Raw genomic sequence first — 26,254 nt, 5'->3', positions numbered from 1 at the left:
CGTCGGTGCTCGGCATTTGTTGCCGGGAAGCAGGGACAAAGCTGCCGCCTTCAGGCCTTGCGATGGCCGGCCGAGAAAGTCCGATTGTTGTTTTTCAATGGCTTGGGAGCTCTTTCGAAACTGGCACGACACTTGCCAACTCCAGTCATCAAGATCGTGGTCCGTCTGGTGGGCCCGTCACGCCATCCGATCCGTTCTGGAGGTTCACATGGGTGTTTTTGGTGCATTGAATGCGGCCGTGTCCGGCCTTTCCGCGCAGGCCTATGCGCTGGAGAACATCTCGGGCAACATCGCCAACTCGGCAACCGTCGGCTACAAGCGGCTCGACACGTCGTTTTCCGACCTGGTGGGCGGCGGCAAGGGCGCGCAGCCCGGCCAGATCGCCGGTACGGTTTCGGCGAGCTCTCGGGCGACCAACGGTATCCAGGGCGATCTGCAGCAGAGCCAGGTCGATACCTACATGGGTATCAACGGCAGCGGCTATTTCGTGGTGCAGGGCCGTGCGGGTGAGGTCGACGGACGTTCGATCTTTACCGGCAACGACCTCTATACCCGCCGCGGCGATTTCGAGATCGACAAGGAAGGCCGCCTGGTCAACGGCGCCGGCTACTACCTGATGGGTCAGCCGATCGATCCCGTCACCAAGAACGTCTCCGGTTCGGTGCCTTCGATCATCACCATCGACAGCTCGGTGATCCCGGCGGTGGTGACCGACCGGATCAGCTATGAGGGCAACCTGCCGACGACGCCGCAGACCAGTGCCCGTCTGGCTGGCGGCTCGGACCTGCTCGATGCGTCTCTGACCAAGGCCTCGACCGGTGCAGCTCCGGATGCGGTTCCTGCCCCTCAGGTGGTCGGCGTGAACGAGATTTCCGCCGATGACGAAGTCAACTTCCTGAACAGCTCCATCGCTGGCGAGGCCATCACGGTCTACAACTCGAGCGGCACGCCGGTGAACGTCCAGATGCGCTGGGCCAAGACCTTCGAGGACGACGGCTCGCAGTCCGACACCTGGTCGCTGTACTACCTCTCCGATTCCGATGCGACCGGCACCGATCCGAAGTGGACCAAGGTCTCCGACGCCCAGTTCGGCGCCGACGGTCGCATGGCGATCCCGGCGACGAGTAACATGACGATGACCGGCCTCACCGTCGACGGACAGTCCGTCGGCGACGTGACGCTCGACTTCGGCACCAATGCGCTGACGCAGTTTGCCGACAGCAACGGTGCGGCCAAGATCTCCAAGCTGCGCCAGAACGGCTATCCGGCCGGTGACCTGACCGGCGTGGCCGTCTCGGAGGCCGGGCGCCTGGTTGCCTCCTACTCCAACGGCCGTACCCGCGAGCTCTACGAGATCTCCCTCGTGTCGTTCTCGGGCGAAGCCTGGCTGGAGCGCGTCAACGGTGGCGCCTTCGAGGTGACGCCGGCGTCGGGCGAGCCGATTGCGGGTGCCAATGGCAGCATCGTGGGCAAGCGCCTCGAGGCCTCCAACACGGATATCGCCGACGAGTTCTCCAAGCTGATCGTGACCCAGCAGGCCTATTCGGCAAACACCCGTATCGTCAGCTCCAGCGATCAGATGCTGAAGGAAGCGATCAACATGATCCGCTGACGCGGGCCAGGGACCAGCCGGTCGGCGCCGCGGCGCCGGCCGGCCTTTTGGACGCGAGGACTAGACGCCGGGTGAGACCATGGGACTGAGCAGCGCTCTCAACACCGCATTGATCGGGCTTGGGTTCAACCAGCGCCAGCTCGATGTAACTGCGGGCAACATCGCCAATGCCGGTAATATCGGCTACACGCGCAAGTCCATCAGTGCGTCCGCTGCCTATGACGGCAACGGGCGCATTACTGGTCTCGACGTCGACAGCATGCGGCGCTACCTCGACGTTGCGGTGCAGGGACAGTACCGCACGTCGCTTGCCGAAAACCAGTATGCCTCGGTTTCGCAGCAGTATCTGGGGCGGATGGATACGCTGTTCGGCACCATTGGCGATGCCGGCTCGCTGTCGAATTCCTACAATGAATTCGTTGCCTCGATGTCGAACCTGGTGTCGGGGCCGGAGAACTACTCCAATCGGCTCGAAGTCATGCGCATGGCGGAGCAACTCGCCGGCAAGCTGAACTCGATGTCGTCCGACATCCAGTCCATGCGTCAGGAGGTCGAATATCAGATCTCCGACCAGGTCGACCGGGTCAACGAGCTGCTCGGCGATATCCAGAAGCTCGATCGCCAGATCGTGGCCTCGTCCCAGGACGGCTCCGCTCCCGTCGGCCTGATGGACCAGCGCGACATGATGCTGGAGGAGCTTTCCGGCTACATCGACATCACCGTCAAGCCGACCGAGCAGGGCGGCGTGCGCATCCATATGAGCGGCGGCACGCTGCTCTACGATGTGGACGTGATGAAGCTGAAGTTCGACGCGCGCGGCAGCGTCAATGCCAACGCACTCTACTCGCTCAATTCGAACGAACGCGGGGTCGGCACCCTGGTTCTGGAGAATTCAGAAGGCAACCAGATCGACCTGTTGTCGACACGGACGCTGCGCAGCGGTTCCATCGCCGGCCTCGTCAATATGCGCGACGAAGCCTTGGTGCATGCGCAGAACCAGCTGGACGAGCTCGCGGGCTCGATCGCCAGGGCCTTCTCCACCCATGAGCAGCAGGGCACGCCCTACGTAAATGCCGGCGTGCAGACCGGTTACGACGTCGATCTCGCCAATCTACAGCCGGGCGACAATCTCAGTTTCGAATTCAAAGACCTCGCGACCGGCCGCACCAAATCGGTGACGATCTACCGGAGCGATGGTCCCGTACCGCCGGCGCTCACCGCGACCAACGATTCCAACGACATCTTCCTGGCAGTCGACTTCTCCAGCGGCGACTACAACACCATTGCCGGCAATATCCAGGCGGCACTGGATGGGGATCCGCGGATCGGTGCGGGTGTCTTTGCCGCCTCCAATCCGGCGGGCTCCACGCTTCGGCTGGAAAGCACGGCTCCTGCAAGCCAGCGCATCGAGGGCCTCAGCGCCTTCGAGACGGCCAGTGGCCCGTCGGCCTATGGCGATGCGTTCTCGCTCTTCGTGGACGATGCCGGCAAACCGTTCACGGGAATGGCGGACGGGCGGCCGAACGTCACCGGGTTCGCGTCCCGTATCCGTATTTCGGAAGACCTGCTCAACGATCCGACGCTGCTCGTGGAATATGCGCCAGGGGTTGCCAGCGGCGACACGACGCGGCCGCAAGCGATCCTGGACAAGTTGACGGGTCCGTCGACGGCCTTTTCCCCCGGCACGAGGATTGGCGGTCCAAGTTCGGTCTTCAAGGGCTCGATTTCCGACTTCGTGACCGCGAGCGTGTCGCATCAGAGCGGCCGTGCGGCCCAGGCCAAGGCAACATTGGCCGGCCAGGAAGTGGTGACCGCGAATCTTAAGACGCGGCTGGACGACAGCTCGAAGGTCGATGTCGACCAGGAACTGGCGCAACTCGTAACCTTGCAAAATGCCTATGCGGCCAATGCCCGGGTGATGCAGGTGGTGCGGGAACTCTATGACATCCTGATGCGGAGCTAGCGAGAGCGATGGCGATCAATCCCTATTCGAGCAGCTTCAACATGCCGCGACAGGTCAGCTACCTGACCACCCTGCGTTCGCAGATGGATGATCTGCAGCGTCAGCTCGGCACCGGTATGAAGTCGGAAACCTATGGCGGGCTTGGCTCCGAGCGCGTGCTCGATCTGTCGCTGCGCCAGCAGCTCACATCCGTCGGCGTCTACAAGCAGACGGTCCAGATTGCCGGTTTGCGGCTCGACACGCTGGACAAGACCAGCGGGCGGCTGGAGGCGATCCGCGTCGAGTCCAAGGCCTCCACCGATCGCAACAATTTCGAGCTGTTCAGCAACGGCCGAACCTCGTCCCAGACCTCGGCCGAGATCTCGCTGCGCGAGTTCATGGCCCATCTGAACACAGATGTCGGCGGACGTTATCTCTTCTCCGGCAAGACAGCCGACAAGCTCCCGGTGCAGAGTCTCGATTACACTCTGGCGGGCGACGGCAACTATGCCGGCCTCAAGACGGTGATCAGCGAGTACAATCAGGCGGATCTCGGCGCGCTCGGCAACGGGCGCACCACAACCGCCGTTGCCGGCACCACAGCGACGCTGGCGGAGGACGGGGCACATCCCTTCGGCTTCAAGATCGACAGCGTGTCCTCGGGTCTCAGCAACGTCACCGTGACCCAGACTGCCGGGCCGCCGGCCTCGCTGGATGTCGACTTCACTGGACAGCCCGAGCCGGGGCAGGCGATCCGCATCTTCATGGACCTGCCCGACGGGACGAGTACGGAGATCACGCTCGGCGTCCAGGGCGGGCAGGACGACCCGGAGTTCACGTTCCAGCGCGGGGCGACACCGGCCGACACGGCCGCCAATTTCAAGTCGGCTCTGGACAGTGCGCTCCAGAAGGTGGCCAACACGGAGCTGAAGGCGGCCTCGAGCGTGCGCGCTTCCGAGACCTTCTTTGATACCGCCCCGAAGTCTCCGGCGCCTCCCGGCTATCTGCCGCAGGCCCGGGTGGTGCCGAATGGCGGCGACTTTACCACCGCGACCACGCTGCGCGACGGCACGGCGGATACGGTCTCCTGGTATGTGGGCGACAACTCGGCCGGGGATCCGCGCGCCGACATGCGCTCGACCATCGATGAGAACCTCACGGTCGGCTACGGAGCGCGCGCCAACGAGGACGGCTACCGTCAGGTCGTGCAGGCGCTTGCCGCGTTCATCGCGTCCGACTTTTCCTCGTCCCAGCCCGAGAACCAGGGCTTCTACCAGGCGATGGCCGACCGCTCGAACGCCGGGCTCACGCCGAACGGCGCGGAGGCCTCCGGTATCCGCAAGAACCACATGGAGTTTGCGGCTGTACAGCGGACCCTTGCAGATGCCAAGGAACGCCACCGGATCGAGGAAGGATCATTGCAGCTGATGGTGGGCGAGATCGAAGGCGTCAACCGCGAAGAGGTTGCGGCCCAACTGCTTACCCTGCGGACAAACCTTGAAGTGAGCTATCAGGCGACCAGCATCTCGCTGAAGCTGTCCCTGGCCAGCTATCTCTAGGCCCTTGCCGGGCTCCTGAGCACGAGCGGGCAACGAGCCGTCCGGCCCGGCGAGCGCCAGGCACTCTTGAAGAACTGTCGAGCCCGGCGAAGTCCATTCGCCGGGCTTTGTCTTGTCTGGCTCGGACAAGGAGCGGATACAAAAACGCCGGCGCGAGGCCGGCGTTCGAAAGACGATGAAAGGGGAGGGCCCTTGTCGCGCTGTCGTCAGGTGCCCCGCAGGCCCTGAGCGATGTTGCGGTTGATCTGGATCAGCGTCGTCAGCCGGTCGGGGCTCGGATTGGTCATCACGTCGAGCGTATGCTTGAGGATGAACGCGCCAAGCGAACCGAGGTTTTGCTTGATCTCTTTCGGCATCGGATTGTCGTTGCTCGTGACCGACGTCGCAAGGATCGTCCAGAGGCGACGATTGTACGACAGCGCCTCATCCAGCGTCACCAGGCCGTTGTCGTTGCCCCAGTCGTCCTTGACGGCCTGAAGCCTAGCTGCCGCCTTGAGCAGCAGCGTGGCCTCCAGCTCGCGCGGGCTCACGGTCGATTGCGTCGTCTGCTGATAAGCTGCGGTGGCCAGATTGTGCATGTGCGATCAGTTCCCGTTCGTACTCGACCAGTTCCTTAGCCCGTCGCAAGGCAGCGTAGAGAGAACCGGTTAAGATCTCATTGTTGACGGCATCGATCAGGCCGATGGTGCTCGGTGCCGCCTGAATGAAGTCGTTGATCAGATCGAAATAGACCTTCCTGTGCCGCTCGATGTCCTGGTTGAGATACATGAGCTGCACCGCAAGATAGATTCGTTTCGCGGGTGTATTCGCGGTTTCGGCAGTGTAGATGTCTTTCTCGCGAAGGATCGGTTCGTTGCCCTCGATGAAGATATGCGTCCGATGGTCGCCGTTGGTGATCACGGTGGACCCGACGATAAACCTTTCCTTGGGGCGTAGTTCGATCTTCAGTGCCATGGTCAAATACTCTCATAGCGCAGTGATTCAAGCAAGAATTTAAGCGCTTCCAGAATAAAAAAGGCGGCAGGTGCCCCCGCCGCCTGGAAATATTTGCCTAGTATTTACCTTAGAACAGACGCAGCACCGCCTGGTCAGCCTGCGAGGACAGCGACAGCGCCGTGGTGGACAGCTGCTGGCGGGTCTGCAGGGCGAGGAGGTTGGCACCTTCCTCGTTGGTGTCGGCAAGCACCAGGTTGTCAGCGCCGGTCTGCAGTGTGTTGATCGAGGACTTGGTGAAGTCCTTGCGGATCTGCACGGTCGACAGGCTCGAGCCGAACTTGGATCCCGCCTCGCGCAGGGTGATCAGCGCTTCAGAGAGCTCGTCGAGCGCCTGGTTCGCCTCGGTGTCGCTCAGGCTGGACACGTTGGTGATGTTGAGGCCCGCGGAGGTGAGGTCCTCGCCCTGCAGCTTCAGCTCCGACTTCGTCGCCGCATCGCGCTTCTCGTTGAAGGCAACGGTCAGCTTGGCGGACGAGGAATTGATCAGGTTGATGCCGTTGAACGAAGCGTCAGCCGCGAGCTTGTCGATCTGGCCCAGGATGTTGTTGAACTGCCCGACCAGCTTCTGGCGGGTGGAGGAATTCGCAGCCGGGTTGGCTCGGGCGGCGATGATCAGCGAGTCCATGTCGCCGGCGGTGGCGCCGTTGCTGAAGCTGACCTGGGTTTCGCCGGGGTCGTCATAGTCGCCGTCGGCCGGGCTCGACAGATCGATGGAAGTGTTGGTGCCGAAGCCCAACGATGCCGCCAGCGAGGTCTGCTGCGTGGTCGCCGAGTTGCCGTCGCCGTCATTGTCGAAAATGTTCAGGAACAGATCTTCCGCGTCGGAGGCGGTGATCTTCAGCTTGCCGGCGTCGGTGACCTCGGCCGTGGCAACGCCCGAGGCGTTGATCACGTCGAGGACGTCCTGGACGGTCGAGACCGGGCCCGTGCCGTCGGTCTTCTGGGTGGTGCCGACGGTGATGGAGATGCCGGCGATCGAACCGTTGCTGGTGTTGGCGGTCGACAGCTCGATCGTATCGCCGTTGGTGAAGCCGAGGTTGGCCAGGGTCTGACGACGCGCCTGGTCCTGGATCGACTCGCCGGAAACCGGGGTCAGACCGTTGGTCGAGATCGACGAGGAGCTTTCCACCACGGTGCCGGAACCGGCCGAGCCGTCCTGCAGCGCCTGGCGGGCGGTCGACTGGGCGCTCTCCACCAGCTTGGTGATGGCGGTGATACCGTTGTCGGCGGCCTCGATCGTCTTGATCGCGTTGCCGATGCCGTCGAGCAGGTTGGTGAGGTCTTTGGCGCGGGCCGACAGCGACTGCGAAGTGAAGAAATTGGTCGGATTGTCGAGGGCCGAGTTGACCTTCTTGCCGGTGGCGAGACGGTTCTGGGTGGAGGCCATCATGTCGGCGGTGTTCTGCAGCGTCAGCAGGTTCTGGCGCACACCGGCGGAGAGAGTGATGTCAGACATTCGGAAATCCTTTCGCACCGCCTGGCAGTCAGGCGCATCTCATCCTGAGAACGCGTTAATAATTGGCGCGAAATTCCTAACGAGTGGTTAACCATGTCGCATATCGCGATGAAAATGTTAGGGATTCAAAAAGATTTTCTGAAAACGAAAACGGCGGGCTTTCGCCCGCCGTTTGTTGCTTCGTATCGCTCTTGATCAGAACAGACGCAGCACCGCCTGGTCGGCCTGCGAGGACAGCGACAGCGCCGTGGTGGACAGCTGCTGGCGGGTCTGCAGGGCGAGAAGGTTGGCACCTTCCTCGTTGGTGTCGGCCAGCACCAGGTTGTCGGCGCCGGTCTGCAGCGTGTTCACCGCAGCCTTGGTGTAGTCCTTGCGGATCTGCACCGTCGACAGGTTCGAACCGAACTTGGAGCCGGCCTCGCGCAGGGTGATCAGCGCCTCGGAGAGCTCATCGAGCGCGTTGTTCGCCTCGGTGTCGTTCAGGCTCGACGCCTTGGTGATGTTGAGGCCCGACGAGGTGAGGTCCTCGCCCTGCAGCTTCAGCTCCGACTTCGTCGCCGCATCGCGCTTCTCGTTGAAGGCAACGGTCAGCTTGGAGGACGAGGAATTGATCAGGTTGATGCCGTTGAACGAGGCGTCGGCAGCGAGCTTGTCGATCTGGCCCAGGATGTCGTTGAACTGCGACACCAGCTTCTGGCGGGTGGACGAGTTCGAAGCCGGGTTGGCCTGGGTGGTGATCGAGAAGGTGTCGGCTGCACCGGCGGTGGCACCGTCGGTGAAGGTGACGGCCGTCTCGCCGGCGTCAACATAGTCGCCGTCTGCCGGGCTCGACAGATCGATCGAGGTGTTGGTGCCGAAGCCGAGCGATGCGGCCAGCGACGTTGCCTGGGACGTCGTGGTCGAGCCGTCGCCGTCGTTGTCGCCGATGTTGAGATTGACGGTCTCCGAATCGGAGCCGGTGATCTTCAGCTTGCCGGCGTCGGTGACCTCGGCCGTGGCAACGCCCGAGGCGTTGATCACGTCGAGGACGTCCTGGACGGTCGAGACCGGGCCCGTGCCGTCAGCCTTCTGGGTGGTGCCGACGGAGATCTGGATCGAGGCGACGCCGCCGGTGTCGGTGTTCGTCGTCTGCAGGGTGATCGTGTCGCCGTTGGTGAAGCCCAGGTTGGCCAGGGTCTGGCGCTTGGCCTGGTCCTGGATCGACTCGCCGGAGATCGGCGACAGGCCGTTGGTCGAGATCGACGAGGAGCTTTCCACCACGGTGCCGGAACCGGCCGAGCCGTCCTGCAGCGCCTGGCGGGCGGTCGACTGGGCGCTCTCCACCAGCTTGGTGATGGCGGTGATGCCGTTGTCGGCTGCTTCGATCGTCTTGATCGCGTTGCCGATGCCGTCGAGCAGGTTGGTCAGGTCCTTGGCGCGGGCCGACAGCGACTGCGAGGTGAAGAAGTTGGTCGGGTTGTCGAGGGCCGAGTTGACCTTCTTGCCGGTGGCAAGGCGGTTCTGGGTGGTGGCCATCATGTCGGCGGTGTTCTGCAGCGTCAGCAGGTTCTGACGCACACCGGCGGAGAGAGTAATGTCGGACATTCGGAAATCCTTTCTGGCTGTCCAAAACTATGCATGGCCTCGTCCTGAGGCTCGCAGCCAGACTGGCGTGGAAACGCTAAATTAGGGTTAACAGCTCCTTGTCCTCGTTCTCAATTTGCCTGTGCTTCCAACAGGTTCGTTAACCATATCGAAAGAGGCGCAAAAAAGGGCGGCGAGTCGCGACTCGCCGCCCTGGTTCGTTTCGTGCCTTGCGGCTGGCTCCTTAGAGGAGACGCAGCACCGCCTGGTCGGCCTGCGAGGACAGCGACAGCGCCGTGGTGGACAGCGACTGGCGGGTCTGCAGGGCGAGAAGGTTCGCACCTTCCTCGTTGGTGTCGGCCAGCACCAGGTTGTCAGCGCCCGTCTGCAGGGTGTTGATCAGGTCCTTGGTGAAGTCCTTGCGGATCGTGACCGTGTTCAGGTTCGAACCGAAGGTGGACGACGTCTCGCGCAGGGACGTCAGGGCGTCGCTCAGCTTGTCGAGGGTGGCGTTCGCCTCGGCGTCGCTGAGGCTCGACACGCTGCCCAGGCCCAAGCCCGAGGAGGTGAGGTCCTTGCCGCTGATCGACAGCTCCGACTTGTTGGCTGCGTCACGCTTCTCGTTGAAGGCGACGGTCAGCTTCGAGGACGAAGAGTTGATCAGGTTGACGCCGTTGTAGGACGAGTCGGCAGCGAGCTTGTCGATCTGGCCCAGGATCTCGTTGAACTGCGACACCAGCTTCTGGCGCGAGGACGAGTTCGAGGCCGGGTTGGCCTGGGTGGTGATCGAGAAGGTGTCGGCTGCACCGACGGTGGCGCCGTTGGTGAAGGTGACGGAAGTCTCGCCAGCGTCGACATAGTCGCCGTCCGCCGGGCTCGACAGGTCGACCGACGTGTTGCTGCCGAAGCCGAGCGAAGCGGCCAGCGAGGTCGCCTGCGTGGTTGCCGAGTTGCCGTCGCCGTCGTTGTCGCCGATCTGAAGGTTCACCGTCTCGGTGTCGGAGCCGGAGATTTTCAGCTTGCCGGCATCGGTGACTTCCGCCGTGGCAACGCCCGAAGCGTTGATGACGTCGACAGCGTCCTGAACCGTCGCGACCGCGCCCGTGCCGTCAGCCTTCTGGGTGGTGCCGACGGTGATCTCGATCTCGGAAACGGCACCGGTGTCGGTGTCGGTCGTCTGAACGGTGATCGTGTCGCCGTTGGTGAAGCCGAGGTTGGACAGGGTCTGGCGCTTGGCCTGGTCCTGGATCGTCTCGCCCGAGGCCGGGGTCAGGCCGTTGGTCGAGATCGACGAGGAGCTCTCCACCACGGTGCCGGAACCGCCGCCGCCGGCCTGAAGCGCCTGACGAGCAGTCGACTGGGCGCTCTCGACCAGCTTGGTGATGCCCTTGATACCGTTGTCGGCAGCTTCCAGGGTCTTCGTCGCGTTGGAGATGCCGTCGAGCAGGCTCGACAGCTCGTTGGCACGCGAGTTCAGGTTCTGCGAGGTAAAGAAGTTGGTCGGGTTGTCGAGGGCCGAGTTGACCTTCTTGCCCGTGGCGAGCCGGTTCTGCGTCTGGGACATCATGTCGGCAGTCTTCTGCAGCGACAGGAGGTTCTGGCGCACGCCAGCGGAGAGAGTAACGCTCATTGTGATTTACCTTTCTGGTAACAACTAACGCAACGCATCCTCGTTGCTGGCCCAAACTAGCCTCTCGTTTCAGAATCATTCGTAAAAACAGGTGGTTAACGGGTATTAAGGTAAACGCGCGGTTACTGGTTGCCGCAGGGTCTCGCATCCTGCGACAGGTCCTTAAATTTGCTCGCCGAATCACGCTGAAACGGGGATACTGCAGGGGTGCTTCGAAGGCTGCCGCCGATGGATCGGCGCCGGCCTGCCTCTCCCGGCGGTTAAGGGATTGCCGTGCGGCGAGGGACGGACAGCGAAACCCGCAAACGCATCGTGTTGCCACAGGGCGGTACAGCGTTTGCCGCGAGCCCGAAAAGATCGCGAGATGAGCCTCTTTACATTCGACAGGTGCACGGTCGTCGCCGAGATCGGCATCAACCACAATGGCAGCATCGACCTTGCGCTGGAGATGATCCGTGCGGCGCATCGTGTCGGCTGCGATGCGGTCAAGTTCCAGAAGCGCACCGTCGACATCGTCTATTCCGCAGAGGAACTGGCCAAGCCGCGCAAGTCGCCGCTCGGCGAGACCAATGGCGATCTGAAGCGGGGACTGGAGTTCGGCCGCAAGGAGTACGAACGCATTGCCGCGCTGTGTGCCGAACTGGGCATCACCTGGTATGCGTCGCCCTGGGACGAGGCCTCCGTCGACTTCCTCGTGGCGCTGGACGCTCCCTATCTGAAGATCGCCTCGGCTTCGGTCACCGACCGCGCACTGCTGGTGCATGCGGCGCGTACCGGTGTGCCGCTGCTCGTGTCGACGGGCATGTGCAATCTCAAAATGGTGGAAGCGGTGGTGGAAACCATCGAGGAGGCTGGCGGCGAGATCGCCTGCCTCTACCATTGCACCTCGACCTATCCGGCGCTGCCGGAGGAGATTAATCTCGCCGGCATCTCGACCCTGCGCGAGCGCTTTCCCCATCTCAAGATCGGCTATTCCGGCCACGAGGAGGGGATCCTGCCGAGCATCCTGTCGATCGCGTTCGGCGCCGTCTCTGTCGAGCGGCATTTCACGCTGGACCGCACGATGTGGGGTTCCGACCAGTCGTCCTCCATCGACGTTGCGCAGGTGAAGGAGATGATCGCCGGTATCCGCCTTGCCGAAAAGGTGCGCGGCGACGGCGTGATCGACATCTATTCCCGCGAGCGTCCGGTCATGGAGAAACTGCGCCGCAAGGATACGCTGGCTTCGCTGTGAAGGCCGGATCGTGACCTTCGACCGCATGCGAGCGCTCTCCGTCCTTCATCTGGCTTCCTTCGTCGGCAATCTCGGCGACAACGCCATGCATGACGGGGAGTACCGCACCAGGGCTGAGGACCTTCCGTGGGCTCTCGAGCATCGCCCCTGCGAGGTGCGCGATTTCATCCATTGGCGCCGCCGGGCTTTCGACGACACATTCGTGGCACAAGCGAACGAGGCCGACGTTGTTGTGGTCGGTGGCTTCAGCCTGTTCCAGCTCTGGCGCGAGAACACCTCCTCCGGCACCTATCTGGAGGCCGGCCCGGAACTCTTTGCGGCGATACGCCGGCCGATCCTGTTCCATGGGCTCGGCGTCGATGCGACGCGCGGCGTCAGTCCGGTGGCGGTGGCGCGGACCCGCGCGTTTCTCGACGAGATGCTCGCCTTCGACCATTGCCGCTTCTCATTGCGCAATGACGGGTCCAGCGACTTCATTCGCCAGCATGTGGGCGCGGCCTATGCCGATGCCATGCAGGTCGTTCCGGACGGCGGTCTTTTCGCCGAGCCGCAGGCATGGCCGAACCCCGGTTTGCCCGAGGGCCGTCGCTTCATTGCCGTGAACCTTGCCGGCGACATGCCGGACAAGCGTTATGCGAGCGCGGATGGCGAGGATCTGACGGAGCGCTTCGGTGCTGCGGTCGCAGCGGGGATCGAGGAGCTTCTGGCGGCGGACGAGACCCTCATCTGTGTTTTCGTCCCCCACATTTACAGCGATTTCGGCCCCATCGGCTCCGTCCTCGATGCGCTCGACGACAGGCTGCGGCGAGAGCGCGTGACTGTCGCCGGACTGGCGCAAGGCGAGGGGGGCTGGTCTGCAAGCTTCGACCTCTATCGCCGTGCCTCCGCCGTCATTGCCATGCGCTACCATGCGGGGCTGGCCTCCATCGGCTTGGGAGCGCCGGTCTTCGGAATTTCCACCCATCACAAGATTGCCGGCCAGTTCGCCGCGATGGGCCTTGCGGATCGTTGCCATGCCTTCGATGGGCAAAGCGATCTGACCGCGCTGTTTCAGGCGGTTGCGCGCGATCTTGATCAACCGGCTGCGAGCTTAGAGCGGCTCGCATCGGCAAGAGCCCGCGAGCGGGAGGTGTTGAAGCGGCACCATGACGATCTCGCCGCCTGGCTGTCGCCACGCGTGGAGGGGCTGGCATGAGCTCGATCATCGATCGCTGCCTGGCTCTGTATGGATCGGACGACTATTTCGTGCCTTATCCGGCGCGTGTCGCAGCCGGGGAGTACTGGGACGAAAAGCGCGATCCGGATGGGCGGCTGCGCGACATCGCCTCGGAGCGTGAGATGCGCAAGGCGGATCTTGCCTATATCGCCGAGGCGGTGAATGCGCGTGCTCCGGGCCGGGTGGTCGATATCGGCTGCGGTCTCGGCGAGTTGCTGGAGCAGATCGACCCGCGCCACGAGCGGATCGGGCTGGATCCGTCGGAAAAGGCCGTGGAGATGGCGGCGCGGCGCAGCGGTGCAACGACGCTCCGCGGCGTTCTGGAGCCGGGCCGCTTTCAGCCGGCCTCCTGCGACGTCATCGTTGCGCATCACGTTATCGAGCATGTCGAGGACCCGGTGCCCTTCGTCAGGCTTGTCGAGGAAGCGCTTCGCCGCGGCGGGCTTTTTGTGGTCGGTACGCCCAATTTCGCCAGTGCTGCCGCGCGTCTTTTCGGCGATCGCTTCCGCTTGCTCCACGATCCGACGCATGTCAGCCTCTTCACCGATGACTCGCTGATGCGCCTGCTGCGAGATTGTGGCTTCCGGATCGCCTCGGTCGAGTATCCGTTCTTCGGCACGCGGTTCGCGACTCTTGAGGCCTGGGAAAGGATGCAGGCGCCGGACAGTGGCGTGTCGCCCGCCTTCTGGGGCTCCTTCGTGACGGTTTTTGCGGAAAAGAGATGATGACCTGTGATGCGATCGTGCTTGCCCGCGGGGGCTCGAAGGGGATCCCGCGCAAGAACCTCGTGCCGGTATTCGGCAAGCCGCTGATCGCCTGGACCATCGAGGCGGCGCAGGCGGCCGGCTTCGTGCGCGATGTGATCGTCTCGACCGACAGCGAGGAAATCGCGGAGACCGCCCGTGCGTTCGGCGCCAGGGTGCCGGTGCTGCGGCCTGACGAGTTTGCGACCGATACGTCGCCGGCCGAGGCCTCACTGCATCATGCGATTGCCCATATGTGCCGGGACGAGAAGCCGCATTCGGTGCTGTTTCCGCAGGTGACCTCGCCGGTGCGGCGCAAGGATACGCTGGCCGATGCTTACCGGCATTTCTCCGAGGGCGGCTACGACTCGCTCTTTTCCGCAAGGCTGATCCGGAACTACATCTGGCGCAACCTGCCGGAACCGCAGCCGCTCTACGATCCGCATAACCGCTTGATGCGTCAACAGATCCCGGCCGAGGACCGCTACTATCGCGAGACCGGCAACTTCTATCTGTTCCGCACGGAGAGCTTCGAGCAGACCGGGTGCCGCCTGACGGGCCGGATCGGTTTCTGGGAGACCAGCGACGAGGAAGTCGTGGAGATCGACGAGCCGCAGGACATCGCGGTCGCCGAGCTGATGCTCGAGCGGCTGGAGCGCAATCTGGACGTCCATCCCATCCAGATGTAACGGCGCGAAGAGCAACGCTCTACCGGCGCTCCTCCAGCCAGTGCCGCAGATCGGCAACGAGGCGGGGCACGATGTCGGCTGCCGGGCGTTCGGGGTCGAGCCGCAAATAGCGCGTCGCCGGGGCCCAGGGCGGGTTTTCCTGCCCCAACAGGATCGTGCCGGTGACCGGGCCGAAGCGCCAGGTGGGCACGCCGAGCGCACCGGACATGTCGGCGACAGAGGTGTTTGCCGAGATGACCAGATCCATGCAGGAGGTCAGAGCGGCAACGGTCTCCAGGTCGTCGAAGAGATCGAGATCCTCCCACCGGTGCAAGGTGAAGGGCGCGCGCTCCTGCAGGGCCGCGATTTCCGCACTGCGGTCGGTATAGTCCAGCAGGATGAAGTCGACATTGTCGACGGCGAGCAGGGGAAGCAGGTCCTCCAGGGCAAGATATGAGCGGCCGCGTTGGCCGACACGATTGCCGCTGGTCCAGGACAGACCGACCTTCGGCCGGGCCGTGTTGCCGAGCGGTGCCCGCTGCTGCAGGGCGGCGACGCGCGCCGGGTCGGCGCCGAGTATGGCCGGTGTCCCCGGAAAGGCGGAAATATCCGGTCGCAGAAGGGTGGGTAGACCGCCGAACGCGCATTGGAAGTCGAAGTCCTCGCCCCGGGTAAGGGCGTTGAGGCCTTCATGGCTCCGCTGTCGCACCTCCACCTGCGGAAAATTGCGCGCAAGCAGCGGGACGAGCTTGGGGTGACACTCGACGATCAGCCGCTCGGCCGGCTTGGCCAGTTCAGCGAACATGGAGGCGGATCGCAGGACGTCGCCGATGCCCTGGTCGTCCCAGATCATCAGGGTCTTGCCGGCAAGCGGCTCGCCCCGCCATGTCGGGCGCGAAAAACGGCGTTGGATCAATCCCTGGAGATTCGCCTCGACGCGGCGCTCCGCCAGCTTCCAGCCGCGCGCGAGATCGCCGTTGGCAAGGCAGGCAAGGCCAAGGGTCATCGCCGTCTCGTGGCGGCCCGGATCTACGGCCATCGCCTTCTCTAGTTCCTCGACAGCCTCGGGGAAGCGGCCGAGGTGGTACAGCGCCTTGCCGCGCAACAGGCGGGCATCGCTGCCGCTCGCGCCGAGTGCGATCGCGCGGTCGGTTTCGGCAAGCGCAGCGAGGTAGTCGCAGGTCCCCCAGAGCGCGTTGGCAAGGCTCAGCCGATAGGTTGCATCGGTTTCTGCGTCGAAGGCGGCGGCCCTGCCGGAAAGAAGCTCCAGCGCCTCGGCCCCGCGATGCAGCTGGTTGAGTGCGTCGGCGAGGCTGAGCAGGGCGATGCGATGGTCCGGGGCGGCCGAAAGGGCGAAGTGCAGCACACGGACGGCTTCCTCGTGCTTGCTCGCCAGAATCAGCGTCTGCCCGAATTCGACAAGGATATCCAGGTTGTCGGCCAGATCGTCGGCCGCGGCGCGGAGGGCTGCATCGTAGGTGGAGAGCGCTTCCGCCAGTCGTCCGGACTGGCGCAGCAGGCGAGCCTGGCGATGGAGCAGGGCGGCATCCGCAACGCCGTCCGCCCCTGCCTGTGCGCTGGCGGAAAGTACCGCGTCCGTATCGCCGAGGGCTTCGAGCGCCTCCACGAGATTGATCCGGTAGCGGGGTTCGCCAGGTGCGAGGGAGATGGCCCGCTCGAACAGCGCGGCCGCGCGCTTCGGATAGCCCTGTTCGAGGAAGCACAGACCCAGCAGGCTGGTGGCCTCGGCATTGCCGGGGTCCTGCTTGAGGACCTTTTCGTAGATCGGCCGCGCGCGTGCGGGTTTCCCGTCGCGCTGCAAGAGCAGCGCCTTTCGCATCTGGTCCAGGATGGTCTGGGAGGAGGGCGGCATCCGTGCGTCCGGCTCGAGGTCAGTGAGCGTGGACTATAGCCGATTCGAAAACCCGTGCGGGCTGCCGGCGGGGCGGGTGGACGCCCCGCACGTCTTCAAAGACTGCGGCTGAAGGCAAGGCCGGTCATGTTCTTCTGGGTGGTCTCGGCAAAAGCCCGGCGTAGGCGCAGGATGGATTCCTCCGGGATCTGCTGCACCACCTCGCCGGTGGTCAGATCGACGGCCCTGAAGACGATGGAATCGGTGATCTTGTCGCGAAATTCCTCGCGTTTGATGTTGGCCTCGGCCTTGGCGAAATTGTTCTCGGCCGCCGGGCGATTGGCCGCGGTCTCGGTCGGTGGCTGCACCGCTTTTTCGGCAGGTACGTCCGTTCGCGCAGCCGGCGATGCGCTGGCTTCCGAAGGTCTCGGTGCCGTCGGCACAAGCGTGTAGGACATAGTCCTGATCGGTGTCGCTTCCATTTGCTTACCCCTCCACCGGACATATCCGCGAAGGCAACGCGCCCGGTATCAACGTCGTCCGTTGAGCATCTCGCCTTTCACTCGTTAACCTTGTTCAGGTCCTTCGATACGTAGGTCGACCAACCGAAAAAGGGGGGATCAACTTCCATATCCTGGCAAGCATCTTATCTGAAAACTGTGAATCCCGTCTTAAGGAATTCATTAGGGTTTTCGGTTGATCCGCTCTGATCCCGATTCGTTCTGTCAGAGTTAACGGGCGCGGCTGGTGCCCTGCGCCAAACGACAGCGCCGCCCGCGTGTGACGGCGGGCGGCGCGTTGAATTCGTCGGGTCTGATGCGTGGGACGGGACGGCGTCAGAGTGCCCGGTTGACGGCGATGCCATCGGCCAGGGCCGGGGTGCGCGGAGCGCTGCCGCCGGGGCCGTAGGTCGAGGGCGCGCGCGTGCTGGCTGCCCCTTGCGCCACTTTGCGCAGCAGGTTGTCGGCGACCTCGCGGGCCGTGGCAAGCACTGCCAGGTTGATGCGCAGCACCGGCTGGAACTCCGCATGGCGCCGCTTCAGCCTGTCGACCGCTTCCGGAGCCAGATTGCCGAGCGAGGTGGTCTGGTCGCGCACGAAGGTCATGCCGCGCATGTAGATGCTGACCAGCTTTGCCTTCTCGGGCTGCAGGTCGCCGGCCGCGTCCAGCTTGCCGAGGCGGACGAGTTCCGTCTCGCGCTCGATGACGGCCAGGAGGTCACCCATCGCGGCTTCGAGGCGGTTGCAGGTCGCTTCCGCCGCCTTGCGATCGGCTATCGCGCCGGAAAAGAACTCAGGGGCAATTTCTGCGAGCTGTTTGGTGTCGAGGCTCATTGTCCGGCCGTCTCCTGAAGGGCAAGAAGTTCTCGCTGGACCGCGTCGGCGATGCCGATGCCGCCGGCCTTGGCGATGGTGTTGGCGTATTCTTCGACCAGCATGCCGCTCCAGGCTTCGGAGCCGGTGTCGCTGCCCCAGGCGCCGCCTTCTTCCAGACCGGCGAACATCGTCTGGAACATGGTGTTCAAGAACACGGCCTCGAACTGTTCGGCGTTCTCGCGGGTCATGCCGGCAGGATTTGCCGAGCCGGTGTTGAGAGCGCTGCCTTTGGCCGTGTAGCGGCCATGGGCGCTGGCGAGGACGGTGTCGATGCCGGGCATGCTCATCACATCAGCTCGATTTCGGCCTGGAGTGCACCGGCGGCCTTGATGGCCTGCAGGATCGAGATCATGTCGCGCGGACCGATGCCGAGGGCGTTGAGGCCGTCGACCAGCTGCTGGAGCGTCACCGACTCCCGCACGACCGCCAGCTTGTTGTCGCTCGCGTCGTCGACAAGGATGTCCGTCCGGGGCTCAAGCGCCGTCTGTCCGTTGGCGAAAGGCAGGGGCTGCACCACCGTCGGGCTTTCCGCAACGGTGACGGTCAGGTTGCCTTGGGCGATTGCAACGGTGGAAACCTTGACGTTCTGGCCCATGACGATGATGCCGGAATTCTCGTCGATGACGATGCGGGCGGGTAGGTCCGGCTCGATGATCAGCTGTTCGATATCGGTCAAGAGGTCGACGATGTTGCCGTTGAACTGGCGCGGCAGGTCGATGCGAACCGTCGCCGGATCCAGCGGCTCGGCGGTAGGCAGGCCGATCAACTCGTTGACGGCCAGGGCCATGCGGCGGGCGGTCGTGAGGTCGGGATTGCGCAGGGCAAGGCGCAGGCTGGTCATCGACGCCAGCTTGAAGTCGATCTCGCGCTCGACCAGGGCGCCGTTGGCGATCCGGCCGGAGGTCGGCACGCCGCGCACGACCGAGGCCGCGTCGCCCTGTGCCGAGAAGCCGCCGATGGCGAGCGGTCCTTGCGCAATGGCGTAGACTTCGCCGTCTGCGCCGAGCAGCGGTGTGACCAGAAGGGTGCCGCCCTGCAGGCTGTCGGCATCGCCAAGGGCGCTGACCGAAACATCGATCCGGGTGCCCTGGGTAGAAAATGCCGGGAGGTTGGCGGTGACCATGACGGCGGCCACGTTCTGCGTGTTGAGGTTGAAGCCGCGGGTGTTGACGCCGAGGCGCTCCAGCATGGCTTCAAGGCTCTGCCGGGTGAAAGGTGCGTTGCGCAGGCTGTCGCCGGTACCCTGCAGGCCGACCACGAGGCCGTAACCGATGAGCTGGTTGTCGCGAATGCCTTCGAAGTCGGCAATATCCTTGATCCGCGACGCGGCGCTGGCGGGGGTCGCCAATGTCACGACGAGGGCGAGCGTCCAGGCCAGGCAGAGGATCTGCAGGAGGCCGGAAAGGCGTGAGAGGAGGCCGGGCAGGGTCATTCTTGCGTGTCTCGATCGCTCGACGGATGGCGTGGGCGGCTTGCCCGCGTTTCCTTATGCGAGCAGCGTGCCAGAATGTCCGCTGGTGTGATAAATTTCTTATCTATCTGTTTTGTATGGATAAAATTTATTTCCCTTTCCTAATTCAAGCCTGTCTGCGATGATCTTCCTCGGCTTACTCGGCAGGATTTGCCGGGTTGTTAACGCTTCGTTTACCAACTCGGAAAATTGTGTAGCCTTGAGAGTTCCTCCAGCGGGGTCCGGTTTTCGACCATGAGAATTTCAGGCTACGCGCCCCTGTCCGGGGTCGGCGGACGAAACCAGAAAAAACGGACCGATGGGTCGGGCTCGAGTTTCGATCTCGGCGGCACCGGACGCTCGGAGAGCGCCTCCTCCGCAGGGGGCGCAAGCGGCATTGCCGGTATCGATGCATTGCTAGCGCTGCAGGAGGTCGACGACCCGTTGACCGGCCGGCGCAAGGCGACGGCGCGGGGCCATGACCTGCTCGACACGCTGGAGGGCATGAAGGCGGATCTGCTTGCCGGACGGGTTTCGCCTGAGCGGCTCAATCGGCTTGCAATGATGCTGGAGCGGCGCACGGACAGCGGCAATCCTGCGCTGGAAAAGGTGATCGACGAGATCGAGCTTCGCGCCAAAGTGGAGCTGGCAAAGCTGGGACTGTACGGAAATTGAACGCCCGTTAATGCCGCCTGATCGGGCCGGACTCATGCCGAAAACGGATGCAACCGGCCTAAGTACATGAAAAACATCACAGAAATTTGGCGCTATTTTCGACGTCCGCGGCGTTGTCCATCGCCCGCAGGATCGCTATATTCCGCGCGGCCTAACGGGAGCCGGAGTAGAACATGACGGTTGAGCTGGATGCCGAGTATCGTCCCAGCGAGGACGAGACTTTCATGAACGAGCGTCAGCGCGAGTATTTCCGGAACAAGCTTTTGCGGTGGAAGGAAGAGCTCCTAAAGGAAAGCCGCGAAACGCTCGCAAACCTCCAGGAGGAAAGCCAGAATCACCCCGATATCGCCGACCGGGCGTCTTCCGAGACGGATCGCTCGATCGAGCTCAGGGCCCGCGACCGCCAGCGCAAGTTGATCGCAAAGATCGATGCGGCGCTGGAGCGTATCGCGGACGGGTCTTATGGGTACTGCATCGAAACGGGCGAGCCGATTTCCATCAAGCGGCTGGAAGCCCGTCCGATCGCGACCCTGTCGCTCGAAGCGCAGGAAGCCCATGAGCGCCGTGAAAAGGTTTATCGCGACGACTGATGTAACGCCGGCCCGCCCGGCAGCATTTGTCTGAACCAACTTTTTAAGGCCCGGCATCGTCCGGGCCTTTTCGTTTTCCCCGCATTCCTCTGGCGCGTGGCCGTGCCGCAGCCGCGGTTCATGTCTCGTTAAGAGTTCGTGCTCGAGCCGATTAAGGGTTCGACAAGTTACGCCGGATAAGGATGACGCAGAGGAACTTCAGCGTCATTCAAGGTTGGCGGTTGGCATGATCGACGTCATCATTCTCGTAGACCAGGACAACGCCGAACCGGCATTCGCCAACGCATTGGCGTTGGCTTTCAAGGTTGAGCGCATTTCGCTTTCCGAGGCCGATGCCGCGCGCCTCGATAAGGCCCGCGTCGTGGTCCTCTACAGTGCCTTGAGACGTCAGAGCCAGGTCTCCCTGCTCGCCTCGATCCTCCATGAGGACCGCCGCAGGAGCGACACGATCTATGTCGCGCCGGGCAGCGACCGGGCAGGCCTGGTCCAGGCCGAGGCGCTCGGCATCGAGCGGATCATTCCCAGTTTCCGGTCGTCGGGCGATGTCCGCACTGCAGTGCAGGCCATCTTGAACCGTGACTTGTCGGCCCACCTCGCGGGGCGATCTCCGCATGTGGCCAAGGCGATCGCGAACGGCGATGTGCTCTATCGCCAGCTCGGCGCCGCCATGCGCGCCGACCGGCCGTTGCCGCCAGAGATCCTCGATGCGACCACTCGCTCGATCACCGAGGCAACGCGGCGGGAAGGCCTCAGCGGCTGGCTGGACGCGGTGAAGCTGCATCACAGCGGCACCTGTCGCCACATGTTGACCGTTGCGGGCAATGGAAGCGCTTTCGGCCAGTTCCTCGGGTTGCACAACGCCGATATTTCGATGATCACCGAGGCGTGCCTCTTGCACGATGTGGGCAAGCTGTTCATCCCGATCTCCGTCCTGGAAAAGGACGGACCGCTCAGCGAAGCGGAAAAACGGGTCATCAACACCCATCCCGCACGCGGGGCCTTCGCGCTTCAACGCGGCGGGCGCAGCTCGGTCGAGGTCATCCAGGCCGTGCGCGACCATCACGAGTTTCTCGACGGCAGCGGCTATCCCAATGGCATCAATTGCTCCGCGATCGGGCCGCTGACCCGTATCGTCACCATTGCCGACATCTACAGCGCCCTGACCGAGGAGCGGCCCTACAAGGGGGCGATGCCGCCGCGCCAGGCCATCGGCATCATGAGCGAGATGAAGGGCAAGCTCGACGACCGTCTGTTCGCTGTGTTCCGTTCGATGGTGCTCGAGCCGGTTTTCGCGACCAGTCGCGGTTCGCGCGACGAGGGTGGCGGTGCAAGAGCGCCTTGCCTGAAGAGCGGGCGGCATCCGCTCGACCGGCCGAACCAGGAAGATGCGGCGTGAACAGTAATCGTTGGGGTGAGTTGAACTGTGACCGGGCAGGACCCTCCGGCAATCTCTGACGGGGAAGTAAATGCGGCGGGCACGGGTCCGCTGGGGAGCGGGGGGATCCCGTGCCCGCCTGCCGTCCGTGCTTGGGGAGCGTAGAGCGGCTTGGGGAGGGGAGAGGTTCGCGGCGCCTTTCGGGGAGCCGGGCCGCGAACCTGAGGGGTGTCGTCAGAACGGCAGGACGATATCGAGCACCTGGGCACCGTAGCGCGGCTGCTGGACGTCGGTGATCTGACCGCGGCCGCCGTAGCCGATGCGGGCCTCCGCGATCTTCTCGCTTTCGATGGTGTTGTTGGCGGCGATGTCCTCAGGACGCACCACGCCGGCGACGATGAGCTCTCGCACCTCGAAGTTGACCCGCACTTCCTGGCGGCCTTCGATCACCATGTTGCCGTTCGGCAGGGTCTGGGTGACGACGGCTGCGACACGGGTCTGCAGCTTCTCCTCGCGGTCGACCTTGCCGCTGCCCTGGAAGGTGGAGGCACCCTCGGCGGAGGCCAGATTGTCGGCACTGGTGCCGCCCGGCAGCAGGAACGTGTTGATCGCCGCGCCCACGGCACCGCCGGTGCCGGAGGACGAGGAGCCGGTACGGCTGCGCTGCGTCTTGTTGTCGAACTCGGCCTTGTCGGAGATCGTCACCAGCACGGTGAGGATGTCGCCGACCCGCGCGGCGCGCTGGTCCTTGAAGAAGGCGCGGGCGCCGGACCGCCACAGCGAGTTCGAGTTGTAGTGGTCCGACTGGGGCGTCGGCATCGGCATCTGCACGGGGCGGTAGCCGGCCGTCGTGGTCGGATCCTGGATCGCCGAGAGGGCAGGGGCCTGACCCACCTGGGAGAGCTTGTCGGCGGTGCCGCAGGCAGCGGTGGCGAGCGCGAGCGAGACGGCCAGCGCGGGCTTCATGAGGGACATGCGAGGAGCCATCAGTTCGTCTCCTGGAGCTGGGCAAGGTGCTGCCGTGCGAAACCGACCTCGATCTGGTCGCGTGCGCGGACAATGCCGGTGACGGTACGGCGGGACTGGAGGTTCAGGACGTCGATCATGTCGCCGGCGGCGCCGTTGGACATGGCCTGGCCGACGGTGGTCAGCGTCATGCCGGCCGCCCGGTAGACCAGGGTGACCTTGGCGCCGCGGCGCACCAGCACCGGCGGCTCGAAGTCGGCGGCGCGTAGCGGCCGGCCGACCTGGAGGGCCTGGCGTGCGGACTGGCCGATGATCTGCGCCGGGTCGGTGATCTGGCGGGCGGTCAGGCGGTTGCCCGGAACGCGCTGCGGTTCAATGTCAGAGGCGGCAATGATGGTGCCGCGCTCGATGGGACGCGCTGCCACGTACACGTCCACCATCTCCCGGGCGACGCCGGTCAGGCGCACCGTGGTGGTGCCCTCGACCGTACGGATGCGCAGGGTCGTGGACAGGCGGCCGGAGTAGCGGTCCCAGGCAAGGTCCGAGACATTGACCGGCTCGACCTGGCCGGCATCTGCCAGCAGCGGGCCGCGGAAGCCCGTCAGCGTGACGTCGAGGCTTTCGGCTTCGAGGTTGCTCTCGCGGGCCAGCAGTGCATCGCGCACGGCCTGGGTCACCTCGTGCTCGCCGATGGTCAGGGCGAGACGCTCGACGACGACCTGGCGCAGGCCGTCGGTGTTGGCCGCCGCGTAGCCGGCTTCGCGGGCACGCTCGGCGACCATGTGGGCGGGCACGGTGCCGCGGGTGCCGGCATCGGGAGCGCGGAACAGCGGGGTTGCGGCATGGGCGCCGGCATCGGGATAAAAATCGCCGATGGTGACGACCGGGCCGGTCACCGCGACTTCGGACCGCAGCGTGCCGGCCAGCGCCGGCAGGGCGGCGGTAGCGACCAGTGCGGCGGCAAGGAGGAGCCTGGCGAACATCTCGGATATCCTTCCGGTCAGCCGGCGCGTCAGCGCAGGTTCGAAGTGGTGGCGGACATCTCGTCTGCCGCCTTGATGATGCGGGAGTTCATCTCGTAGGCGCGCTGGGCCGCGATGAGGTCGGAGATCTCGCTGACCGCTTCCACGTTCGCCATTTCGAGATGCTTCTGCATCAGATCGCCGAAGCTGGCCTCGCCAGGGTTGCCGACGATGGCAGCGCCGCTGGATTCCGTTTCCAGGAACAGGTTGTCGCCGATGGCTTCCAGGCCCGACTTGTTGATGAAGCGGGCGATCTGGATCTGGCCGAGCACCTGAACGGCGTTGTTGGCGTCCAGAACCTGGACCTGGCCGTCGTTCGAGATGGTGATGTCGCGGGCGTCTTCGGGAATGACGATGCCCGGCAGCACGGAATAGCCGTCGATGGTGACGAGCTGGCCGTTCGGGTCGCGCTCGAAGGAGCCGTCGCGGGTATAGGCGGTGCTGCCGTCCGGCATCTGGATCTGGAAGAAGCCTTCGCCGCGGATCGCGACATCCAGTTCCTTGTTGGTCGGGGCGAGGTTGCCCTGGCTCATGATGCGCGCGGTGGAAGCGGTCTTGACGCCCGAGCCGATCTGCACGCCGGTCGGCACGATGGTGCCGTTCGCGGAGGAGTTCGTGCCCATCCGGCGCAGGTTCTGATAGAGCAGATCCTGGAAGTCGGCGCGCTGGCGCTTGTAGCCGGTGGTGCGCATGTTGGCGACGTTGTTCGAGATGACCTCGACGTTCAGCTCCTGGGCGCGCATGCCGGTGGCGGCGATATGAAGTGCCTTCATGACGAGTGTTCCTTCTTCCGCTTCGCTCAGGCCTGGACGGAGCCGAGGCGTTCGATTGCCTTGCGCAGCAATTCGTCGCCGTCAGACAGCATCTTCGACACGGTCGTGTAGTTGCGGGTAACTTCGATCATCCGGGTCATTTCGACGACGCCGGAGACGTTCGACTTCTCGATGGCGCCCTGCTGGACGCGCACGCGCTCGAGCGCCAACGGCGCCTCGCCGGCGAACAGGTTGTCGCCGACCCGCTCCAGCGCCTGCGGATCCTCGAAGCGGACCACGCGCAGACGTCCCTTGACGCCGAGCTCGGTGGAGACGGTTCCATCCTCGGCGATGGTCACATCGCCGTCATCGGCGGTGAAAACGAGAGGGCCGCCTTCGCCCATGATCGGGCGACCGTCGGCCGTGACCAACTGGCCGGTGGCGTCGAGGTGAAAGGCGCCGTTTCGGGTGTATCGCTCCCCGGCAGGGTCGCCGACGACGAAGAAGCCCTCACCCTCGATGGCGACATCGAAGGTGTTCTCCGTCAGCGAGATCGCGCCGACCTCGAAGTCCGACGAGGCGCTGTAGTCGAGGACATAGGAATACTTCTGGTCGGGGCGCTCGAAGGACGAGGCCTCGGCGACCGGCATCAGGTATTCCTCGAAGAGCAGGCGCTGGGATTTGAAGCCCGTCGTGTTCATGTTGGCCAGGTTGTTGGCCACCACGCTCAGTTGATTGCGCAGGGCTGTCTGGCGCGACAGCCCGATGAGAAGTGAATTCTCCATAACGTACCGTTCCTATGCTCCCCAGCGAACATCCACCCTCCCCAGAGCGGATGCTCGTTAACCCTGTTGCAGGGAGCGTGCCAGTTGCTGGCATATTGATTTTATTGATGTTTCCTGGAGGTGCGGGCGACGGGGCGGCAGGTTTGTCCCCGTCATTGGTTACCGCTCGGCAAAATTTGCCGCATTTTGCGAGGCGTTAACGGTTCGGTAACCACTCGTTAACCATTGTGGCTTTAGAAATTAATCATACGCGCGGGAGGGGCAGCGCAGAGAGGTTAACCCACCATGACGGCGGATGCGGATGCAGCCGAAGCCGGCGCCCCGGAAGAGGGAGCCGGCCGGTCGAAAAAGAAGCTGTTGATCTTCGGGGGCGCAGGTCTTGTCCTGCTCGCAGCCATCGGGGGCGGCGCCTATTATTTTCTGATGGGCGGCGGCGAAGCGGCAGCGCCGGATGGTGTCGGAGCGCCAGAGGCCTCGGTCGAGCAGCGTCCTGCGGTGTTCTTCGATCTGCCGGAGATGACGGTGAATCTGTCGAGCGAGGGGCGCGCCACCTATCTGCGCGTTCGTATTTCGCTCGAGGTTTCGGACCGCGAGATGGTGCAGAAGATCGAGCCCTACCTGCCGCGCATTCTCGATGCCTTCCAGGTCTATCTGCGCGAGCTTCGTCCGGCGGATCTCGAAGGGTCTTCCGGTTTGTTCCGACTCAAGGAAGAGTTGCTGCGACGCATCAATACGGCGGTCTATCCGGCTCGCATTGAGGGTGTGCTCTTCAAGGAAATCCTGGTCCAGTAA

25 protein-coding genes are annotated in these 26,254 nt (G+C 64.0%); 11 read left to right on the top strand and 14 right to left on the bottom strand.

Annotated elements, in window-relative coordinates; genetic code table 11:
* The first annotated feature begins 208 nt into the window (after positions 1-208).
* The 3 genes from ACVJ6E_RS11085 (at position 209) to ACVJ6E_RS11075 (ending at position 5,113) form a co-directional block, all read left to right on the top strand.
* Positions 209-1,612, top strand: a complete 1,404-nt coding sequence (locus ACVJ6E_RS11085; protein WP_120267253.1) for a flagellar hook protein FlgE — start codon at positions 209-211, stop codon at positions 1,610-1,612.
* 79 nt (positions 1,613-1,691) lie between these two features.
* On the top strand, positions 1,692-3,575 hold the full coding sequence (gene flgK, locus ACVJ6E_RS11080) for a flagellar hook-associated protein FlgK (protein ID WP_120267254.1): 1,884 nt from the start codon (positions 1,692-1,694) through the stop codon (positions 3,573-3,575).
* Between the two features lie 8 nt (positions 3,576-3,583).
* Positions 3,584-5,113, top strand: a complete 1,530-nt coding sequence (locus tag ACVJ6E_RS11075; protein ID WP_120267255.1) for a flagellar protein — start codon at positions 3,584-3,586, stop codon at positions 5,111-5,113.
* A gap of 206 nt (positions 5,114-5,319) precedes the next feature.
* Here the strand turns inward: ACVJ6E_RS11075 and flaF are convergent, their stop codons facing one another.
* The 5 genes from flaF to ACVJ6E_RS11050 form a co-directional block, all read right to left on the bottom strand.
* Positions 5,320-5,643 (bottom strand): flagellar biosynthesis regulator FlaF, encoded by a 324-nt coding sequence (gene flaF, locus ACVJ6E_RS11070; protein WP_371811400.1) that lies wholly within the window; start codon positions 5,641-5,643, stop codon positions 5,320-5,322.
* On the bottom strand, positions 5,594-6,067 hold the full coding sequence (gene flbT / locus ACVJ6E_RS11065) for a flagellar biosynthesis repressor FlbT (RefSeq protein WP_120267257.1): 474 nt from the start codon (positions 6,065-6,067) through the stop codon (positions 5,594-5,596). The genes flaF and flbT overlap by 50 nt, the downstream gene beginning before the upstream one ends.
* A 109-nt stretch (positions 6,068-6,176) precedes the next feature.
* Complete coding sequence (locus ACVJ6E_RS11060; RefSeq protein ID WP_491676447.1) at positions 6,177-7,565, bottom strand: flagellin N-terminal helical domain-containing protein; 1,389 nt, start codon at positions 7,563-7,565, stop codon at positions 6,177-6,179.
* Between the two features lie 195 nt (positions 7,566-7,760).
* Entirely contained in the window at positions 7,761-9,149 is a 1,389-nt protein-coding gene (locus ACVJ6E_RS11055; protein ID WP_185925630.1) for a flagellin N-terminal helical domain-containing protein, read from the bottom strand.
* 223 nt (positions 9,150-9,372) lie between these two features.
* A complete protein-coding gene (locus ACVJ6E_RS11050; RefSeq protein ID WP_120267259.1) occupies positions 9,373-10,758 on the bottom strand; it encodes a flagellin N-terminal helical domain-containing protein in 1,386 nt (461 codons plus the stop codon).
* A gap of 364 nt (positions 10,759-11,122) precedes the next feature.
* Here ACVJ6E_RS11050 and ACVJ6E_RS11045 point away from each other — a divergent pair, with 364 nt between their 5' ends.
* The 4 genes from ACVJ6E_RS11045 to ACVJ6E_RS11030 are packed head-to-tail and all read left to right on the top strand — an operon-like array spanning position 11,123 to position 14,640.
* A complete protein-coding gene (locus tag ACVJ6E_RS11045) occupies positions 11,123-11,992 on the top strand; it encodes an N-acetylneuraminate synthase family protein (RefSeq protein WP_120267260.1) in 870 nt (289 codons plus the stop codon).
* Between the two features lie 10 nt (positions 11,993-12,002).
* Entirely contained in the window at positions 12,003-13,187 is a 1,185-nt protein-coding gene (locus ACVJ6E_RS11040; RefSeq protein ID WP_120267261.1) for a polysaccharide pyruvyl transferase family protein, read from the top strand.
* The gene (locus tag ACVJ6E_RS11035) at positions 13,184-13,933 is read left to right on the top strand and encodes a class I SAM-dependent methyltransferase (protein ID WP_120267262.1); all 750 of its coding nucleotides are present in this window, start codon (positions 13,184-13,186) and stop codon (positions 13,931-13,933) included. Before ACVJ6E_RS11040 ends, ACVJ6E_RS11035 begins: the two co-directional genes overlap by 4 nt.
* On the top strand, positions 13,933-14,640 hold the full coding sequence (locus tag ACVJ6E_RS11030) for an acylneuraminate cytidylyltransferase family protein (protein ID WP_208996601.1): 708 nt from the start codon (positions 13,933-13,935) through the stop codon (positions 14,638-14,640). Before ACVJ6E_RS11035 ends, ACVJ6E_RS11030 begins: the two co-directional genes overlap by 1 nt.
* Before the next feature lie 19 nt (positions 14,641-14,659).
* On the opposite strand, the gene ACVJ6E_RS11025 is transcribed toward ACVJ6E_RS11030, so the two are convergent.
* The 5 genes from ACVJ6E_RS11025 to ACVJ6E_RS11005 all read right to left on the bottom strand — a co-directional run bounded on the left by ACVJ6E_RS11025 (position 14,660) and on the right by ACVJ6E_RS11005 (position 19,279).
* On the bottom strand, positions 14,660-16,492 hold the full coding sequence (locus ACVJ6E_RS11025) for a tetratricopeptide repeat protein (protein WP_120267264.1): 1,833 nt from the start codon (positions 16,490-16,492) through the stop codon (positions 14,660-14,662).
* A 95-nt stretch (positions 16,493-16,587) separates the two neighbouring features.
* On the bottom strand, positions 16,588-16,839 hold the full coding sequence (locus ACVJ6E_RS11020; protein WP_120267265.1) for a flagellar protein FlaG: 252 nt from the start codon (positions 16,837-16,839) through the stop codon (positions 16,588-16,590).
* Between the two features lie 468 nt (positions 16,840-17,307).
* A complete protein-coding gene (locus ACVJ6E_RS11015) occupies positions 17,308-17,805 on the bottom strand; it encodes a hypothetical protein (protein ID WP_208996602.1) in 498 nt (165 codons plus the stop codon).
* Positions 17,802-18,134, bottom strand: a complete 333-nt coding sequence (locus tag ACVJ6E_RS11010; RefSeq protein ID WP_208996603.1) for a rod-binding protein — start codon at positions 18,132-18,134, stop codon at positions 17,802-17,804. Before ACVJ6E_RS11010 ends, ACVJ6E_RS11015 begins: the two co-directional genes overlap by 4 nt.
* The gene (locus ACVJ6E_RS11005) at positions 18,134-19,279 is read right to left on the bottom strand and encodes a flagellar basal body P-ring protein FlgI (RefSeq protein ID WP_120267266.1); all 1,146 of its coding nucleotides are present in this window, start codon (positions 19,277-19,279) and stop codon (positions 18,134-18,136) included. Before ACVJ6E_RS11005 ends, ACVJ6E_RS11010 begins: the two co-directional genes overlap by 1 nt.
* A 273-nt stretch (positions 19,280-19,552) precedes the next feature.
* Between ACVJ6E_RS11005 and ACVJ6E_RS11000 the strand changes: the two genes are divergently transcribed.
* The 3 genes from ACVJ6E_RS11000 (at position 19,553) to ACVJ6E_RS10990 (ending at position 21,958) form a co-directional block, all read left to right on the top strand.
* Positions 19,553-19,972 (top strand): flagellar assembly protein FliX, encoded by a 420-nt coding sequence (locus tag ACVJ6E_RS11000; protein WP_120267267.1) that lies wholly within the window; start codon positions 19,553-19,555, stop codon positions 19,970-19,972.
* 173 nt (positions 19,973-20,145) lie between these two features.
* Positions 20,146-20,562, top strand: a complete 417-nt coding sequence (gene dksA / locus ACVJ6E_RS10995) for an RNA polymerase-binding protein DksA (protein WP_120267268.1) — start codon at positions 20,146-20,148, stop codon at positions 20,560-20,562.
* 226 nt (positions 20,563-20,788) lie between these two features.
* Positions 20,789-21,958 carry an HD domain-containing phosphohydrolase gene (locus ACVJ6E_RS10990; RefSeq protein WP_120267269.1) on the top strand — a complete coding sequence of 390 codons (1,170 nt, stop codon included), beginning with the start codon at positions 20,789-20,791 and terminating at the stop codon, positions 21,956-21,958.
* Positions 21,959-22,171: 213 nt separating this feature from the next.
* Here the strand turns inward: ACVJ6E_RS10990 and flgH are convergent, their stop codons facing one another.
* The 4 genes from flgH to flgF are packed head-to-tail and all read right to left on the bottom strand — an operon-like array spanning position 22,172 to position 25,462.
* Positions 22,172-22,924, bottom strand: coding sequence for a flagellar basal body L-ring protein FlgH (gene flgH, locus ACVJ6E_RS10985; protein WP_120267270.1), 753 nt, complete (start codon positions 22,922-22,924; stop codon positions 22,172-22,174).
* Positions 22,924-23,886 (bottom strand): flagellar basal body P-ring formation chaperone FlgA, encoded by a 963-nt coding sequence (gene flgA, locus ACVJ6E_RS10980; RefSeq protein WP_120267271.1) that lies wholly within the window; start codon positions 23,884-23,886, stop codon positions 22,924-22,926. The genes flgH and flgA overlap by 1 nt, the downstream gene beginning before the upstream one ends.
* 29 nt (positions 23,887-23,915) lie before the next feature.
* Positions 23,916-24,698 (bottom strand): flagellar basal-body rod protein FlgG, encoded by a 783-nt coding sequence (gene flgG / locus ACVJ6E_RS10975; protein WP_120267272.1) that lies wholly within the window; start codon positions 24,696-24,698, stop codon positions 23,916-23,918.
* Positions 24,699-24,724: 26 nt separating this feature from the next.
* Positions 24,725-25,462: a flagellar basal-body rod protein FlgF gene (gene flgF / locus ACVJ6E_RS10970; RefSeq protein ID WP_120267273.1), complete on the bottom strand. Its 738-nt coding sequence runs from the start codon at positions 25,460-25,462 to the stop codon at positions 24,725-24,727.
* 285 nt (positions 25,463-25,747) lie between these two features.
* Here flgF and ACVJ6E_RS10965 point away from each other — a divergent pair, with 285 nt between their 5' ends.
* A complete protein-coding gene (locus ACVJ6E_RS10965) occupies positions 25,748-26,254 on the top strand; it encodes a flagellar basal body-associated FliL family protein (RefSeq protein ID WP_120267274.1) in 507 nt (168 codons plus the stop codon).

Source organism: Stappia sp. G46H5W (genome assembly GCF_058448995.1).
Note: the sequence above shows the minus strand (reverse complement) of the source record. Positions and strands in the feature narration are given on the sequence as shown.

Excerpts from the sequence above, each read along its gene's own strand:
- ACVJ6E_RS11085 (WP_120267253.1), top strand. The coding sequence starts at position 209 with ATGGGTGTTTTTGGTGCATTGAATGCGGCCGTGTCCGGCCTTTCCGCG.
- flgK (WP_120267254.1), top strand. The coding sequence starts at position 1,692 with ATGGGACTGAGCAGCGCTCTCAACACCGCATTGATCGGGCTTGGGTTC.
- ACVJ6E_RS11075 (WP_120267255.1), top strand. The coding sequence starts at position 3,584 with ATGGCGATCAATCCCTATTCGAGCAGCTTCAACATGCCGCGACAGGTC.
- flbT (WP_120267257.1), bottom strand. The coding sequence starts at position 6,067 with ATGGCACTGAAGATCGAACTACGCCCCAAGGAAAGGTTTATCGTCGGG.
- ACVJ6E_RS11060 (WP_491676447.1), bottom strand. The coding sequence starts at position 7,565 with ATGTCTGACATCACTCTCTCCGCCGGTGTGCGCCAGAACCTGCTGACG.
- ACVJ6E_RS11055 (WP_185925630.1), bottom strand. The coding sequence starts at position 9,149 with ATGTCCGACATTACTCTCTCCGCCGGTGTGCGTCAGAACCTGCTGACG.
- ACVJ6E_RS11050 (WP_120267259.1), bottom strand. The coding sequence starts at position 10,758 with ATGAGCGTTACTCTCTCCGCTGGCGTGCGCCAGAACCTCCTGTCGCTG.
- ACVJ6E_RS11045 (WP_120267260.1), top strand. The coding sequence starts at position 11,123 with ATGAGCCTCTTTACATTCGACAGGTGCACGGTCGTCGCCGAGATCGGC.
- ACVJ6E_RS11035 (WP_120267262.1), top strand. The coding sequence starts at position 13,184 with ATGAGCTCGATCATCGATCGCTGCCTGGCTCTGTATGGATCGGACGAC.
- ACVJ6E_RS11030 (WP_208996601.1), top strand. The coding sequence starts at position 13,933 with ATGACCTGTGATGCGATCGTGCTTGCCCGCGGGGGCTCGAAGGGGATC.
- ACVJ6E_RS11025 (WP_120267264.1), bottom strand. The coding sequence starts at position 16,492 with ATGCCGCCCTCCTCCCAGACCATCCTGGACCAGATGCGAAAGGCGCTG.
- ACVJ6E_RS11015 (WP_208996602.1), bottom strand. The coding sequence starts at position 17,805 with ATGAGCCTCGACACCAAACAGCTCGCAGAAATTGCCCCTGAGTTCTTT.
- ACVJ6E_RS11010 (WP_208996603.1), bottom strand. The coding sequence starts at position 18,134 with ATGAGCATGCCCGGCATCGACACCGTCCTCGCCAGCGCCCATGGCCGC.
- ACVJ6E_RS11005 (WP_120267266.1), bottom strand. The coding sequence starts at position 19,279 with ATGACCCTGCCCGGCCTCCTCTCACGCCTTTCCGGCCTCCTGCAGATC.
- ACVJ6E_RS11000 (WP_120267267.1), top strand. The coding sequence starts at position 19,553 with ATGAGAATTTCAGGCTACGCGCCCCTGTCCGGGGTCGGCGGACGAAAC.
- dksA (WP_120267268.1), top strand. The coding sequence starts at position 20,146 with ATGACGGTTGAGCTGGATGCCGAGTATCGTCCCAGCGAGGACGAGACT.
- ACVJ6E_RS10990 (WP_120267269.1), top strand. The coding sequence starts at position 20,789 with ATGATCGACGTCATCATTCTCGTAGACCAGGACAACGCCGAACCGGCA.
- flgH (WP_120267270.1), bottom strand. The coding sequence starts at position 22,924 with ATGGCTCCTCGCATGTCCCTCATGAAGCCCGCGCTGGCCGTCTCGCTC.
- flgA (WP_120267271.1), bottom strand. The coding sequence starts at position 23,886 with ATGTTCGCCAGGCTCCTCCTTGCCGCCGCACTGGTCGCTACCGCCGCC.
- flgG (WP_120267272.1), bottom strand. The coding sequence starts at position 24,698 with ATGAAGGCACTTCATATCGCCGCCACCGGCATGCGCGCCCAGGAGCTG.
- flgF (WP_120267273.1), bottom strand. The coding sequence starts at position 25,462 with ATGGAGAATTCACTTCTCATCGGGCTGTCGCGCCAGACAGCCCTGCGC.
- ACVJ6E_RS10965 (WP_120267274.1), top strand. The coding sequence starts at position 25,748 with ATGACGGCGGATGCGGATGCAGCCGAAGCCGGCGCCCCGGAAGAGGGA.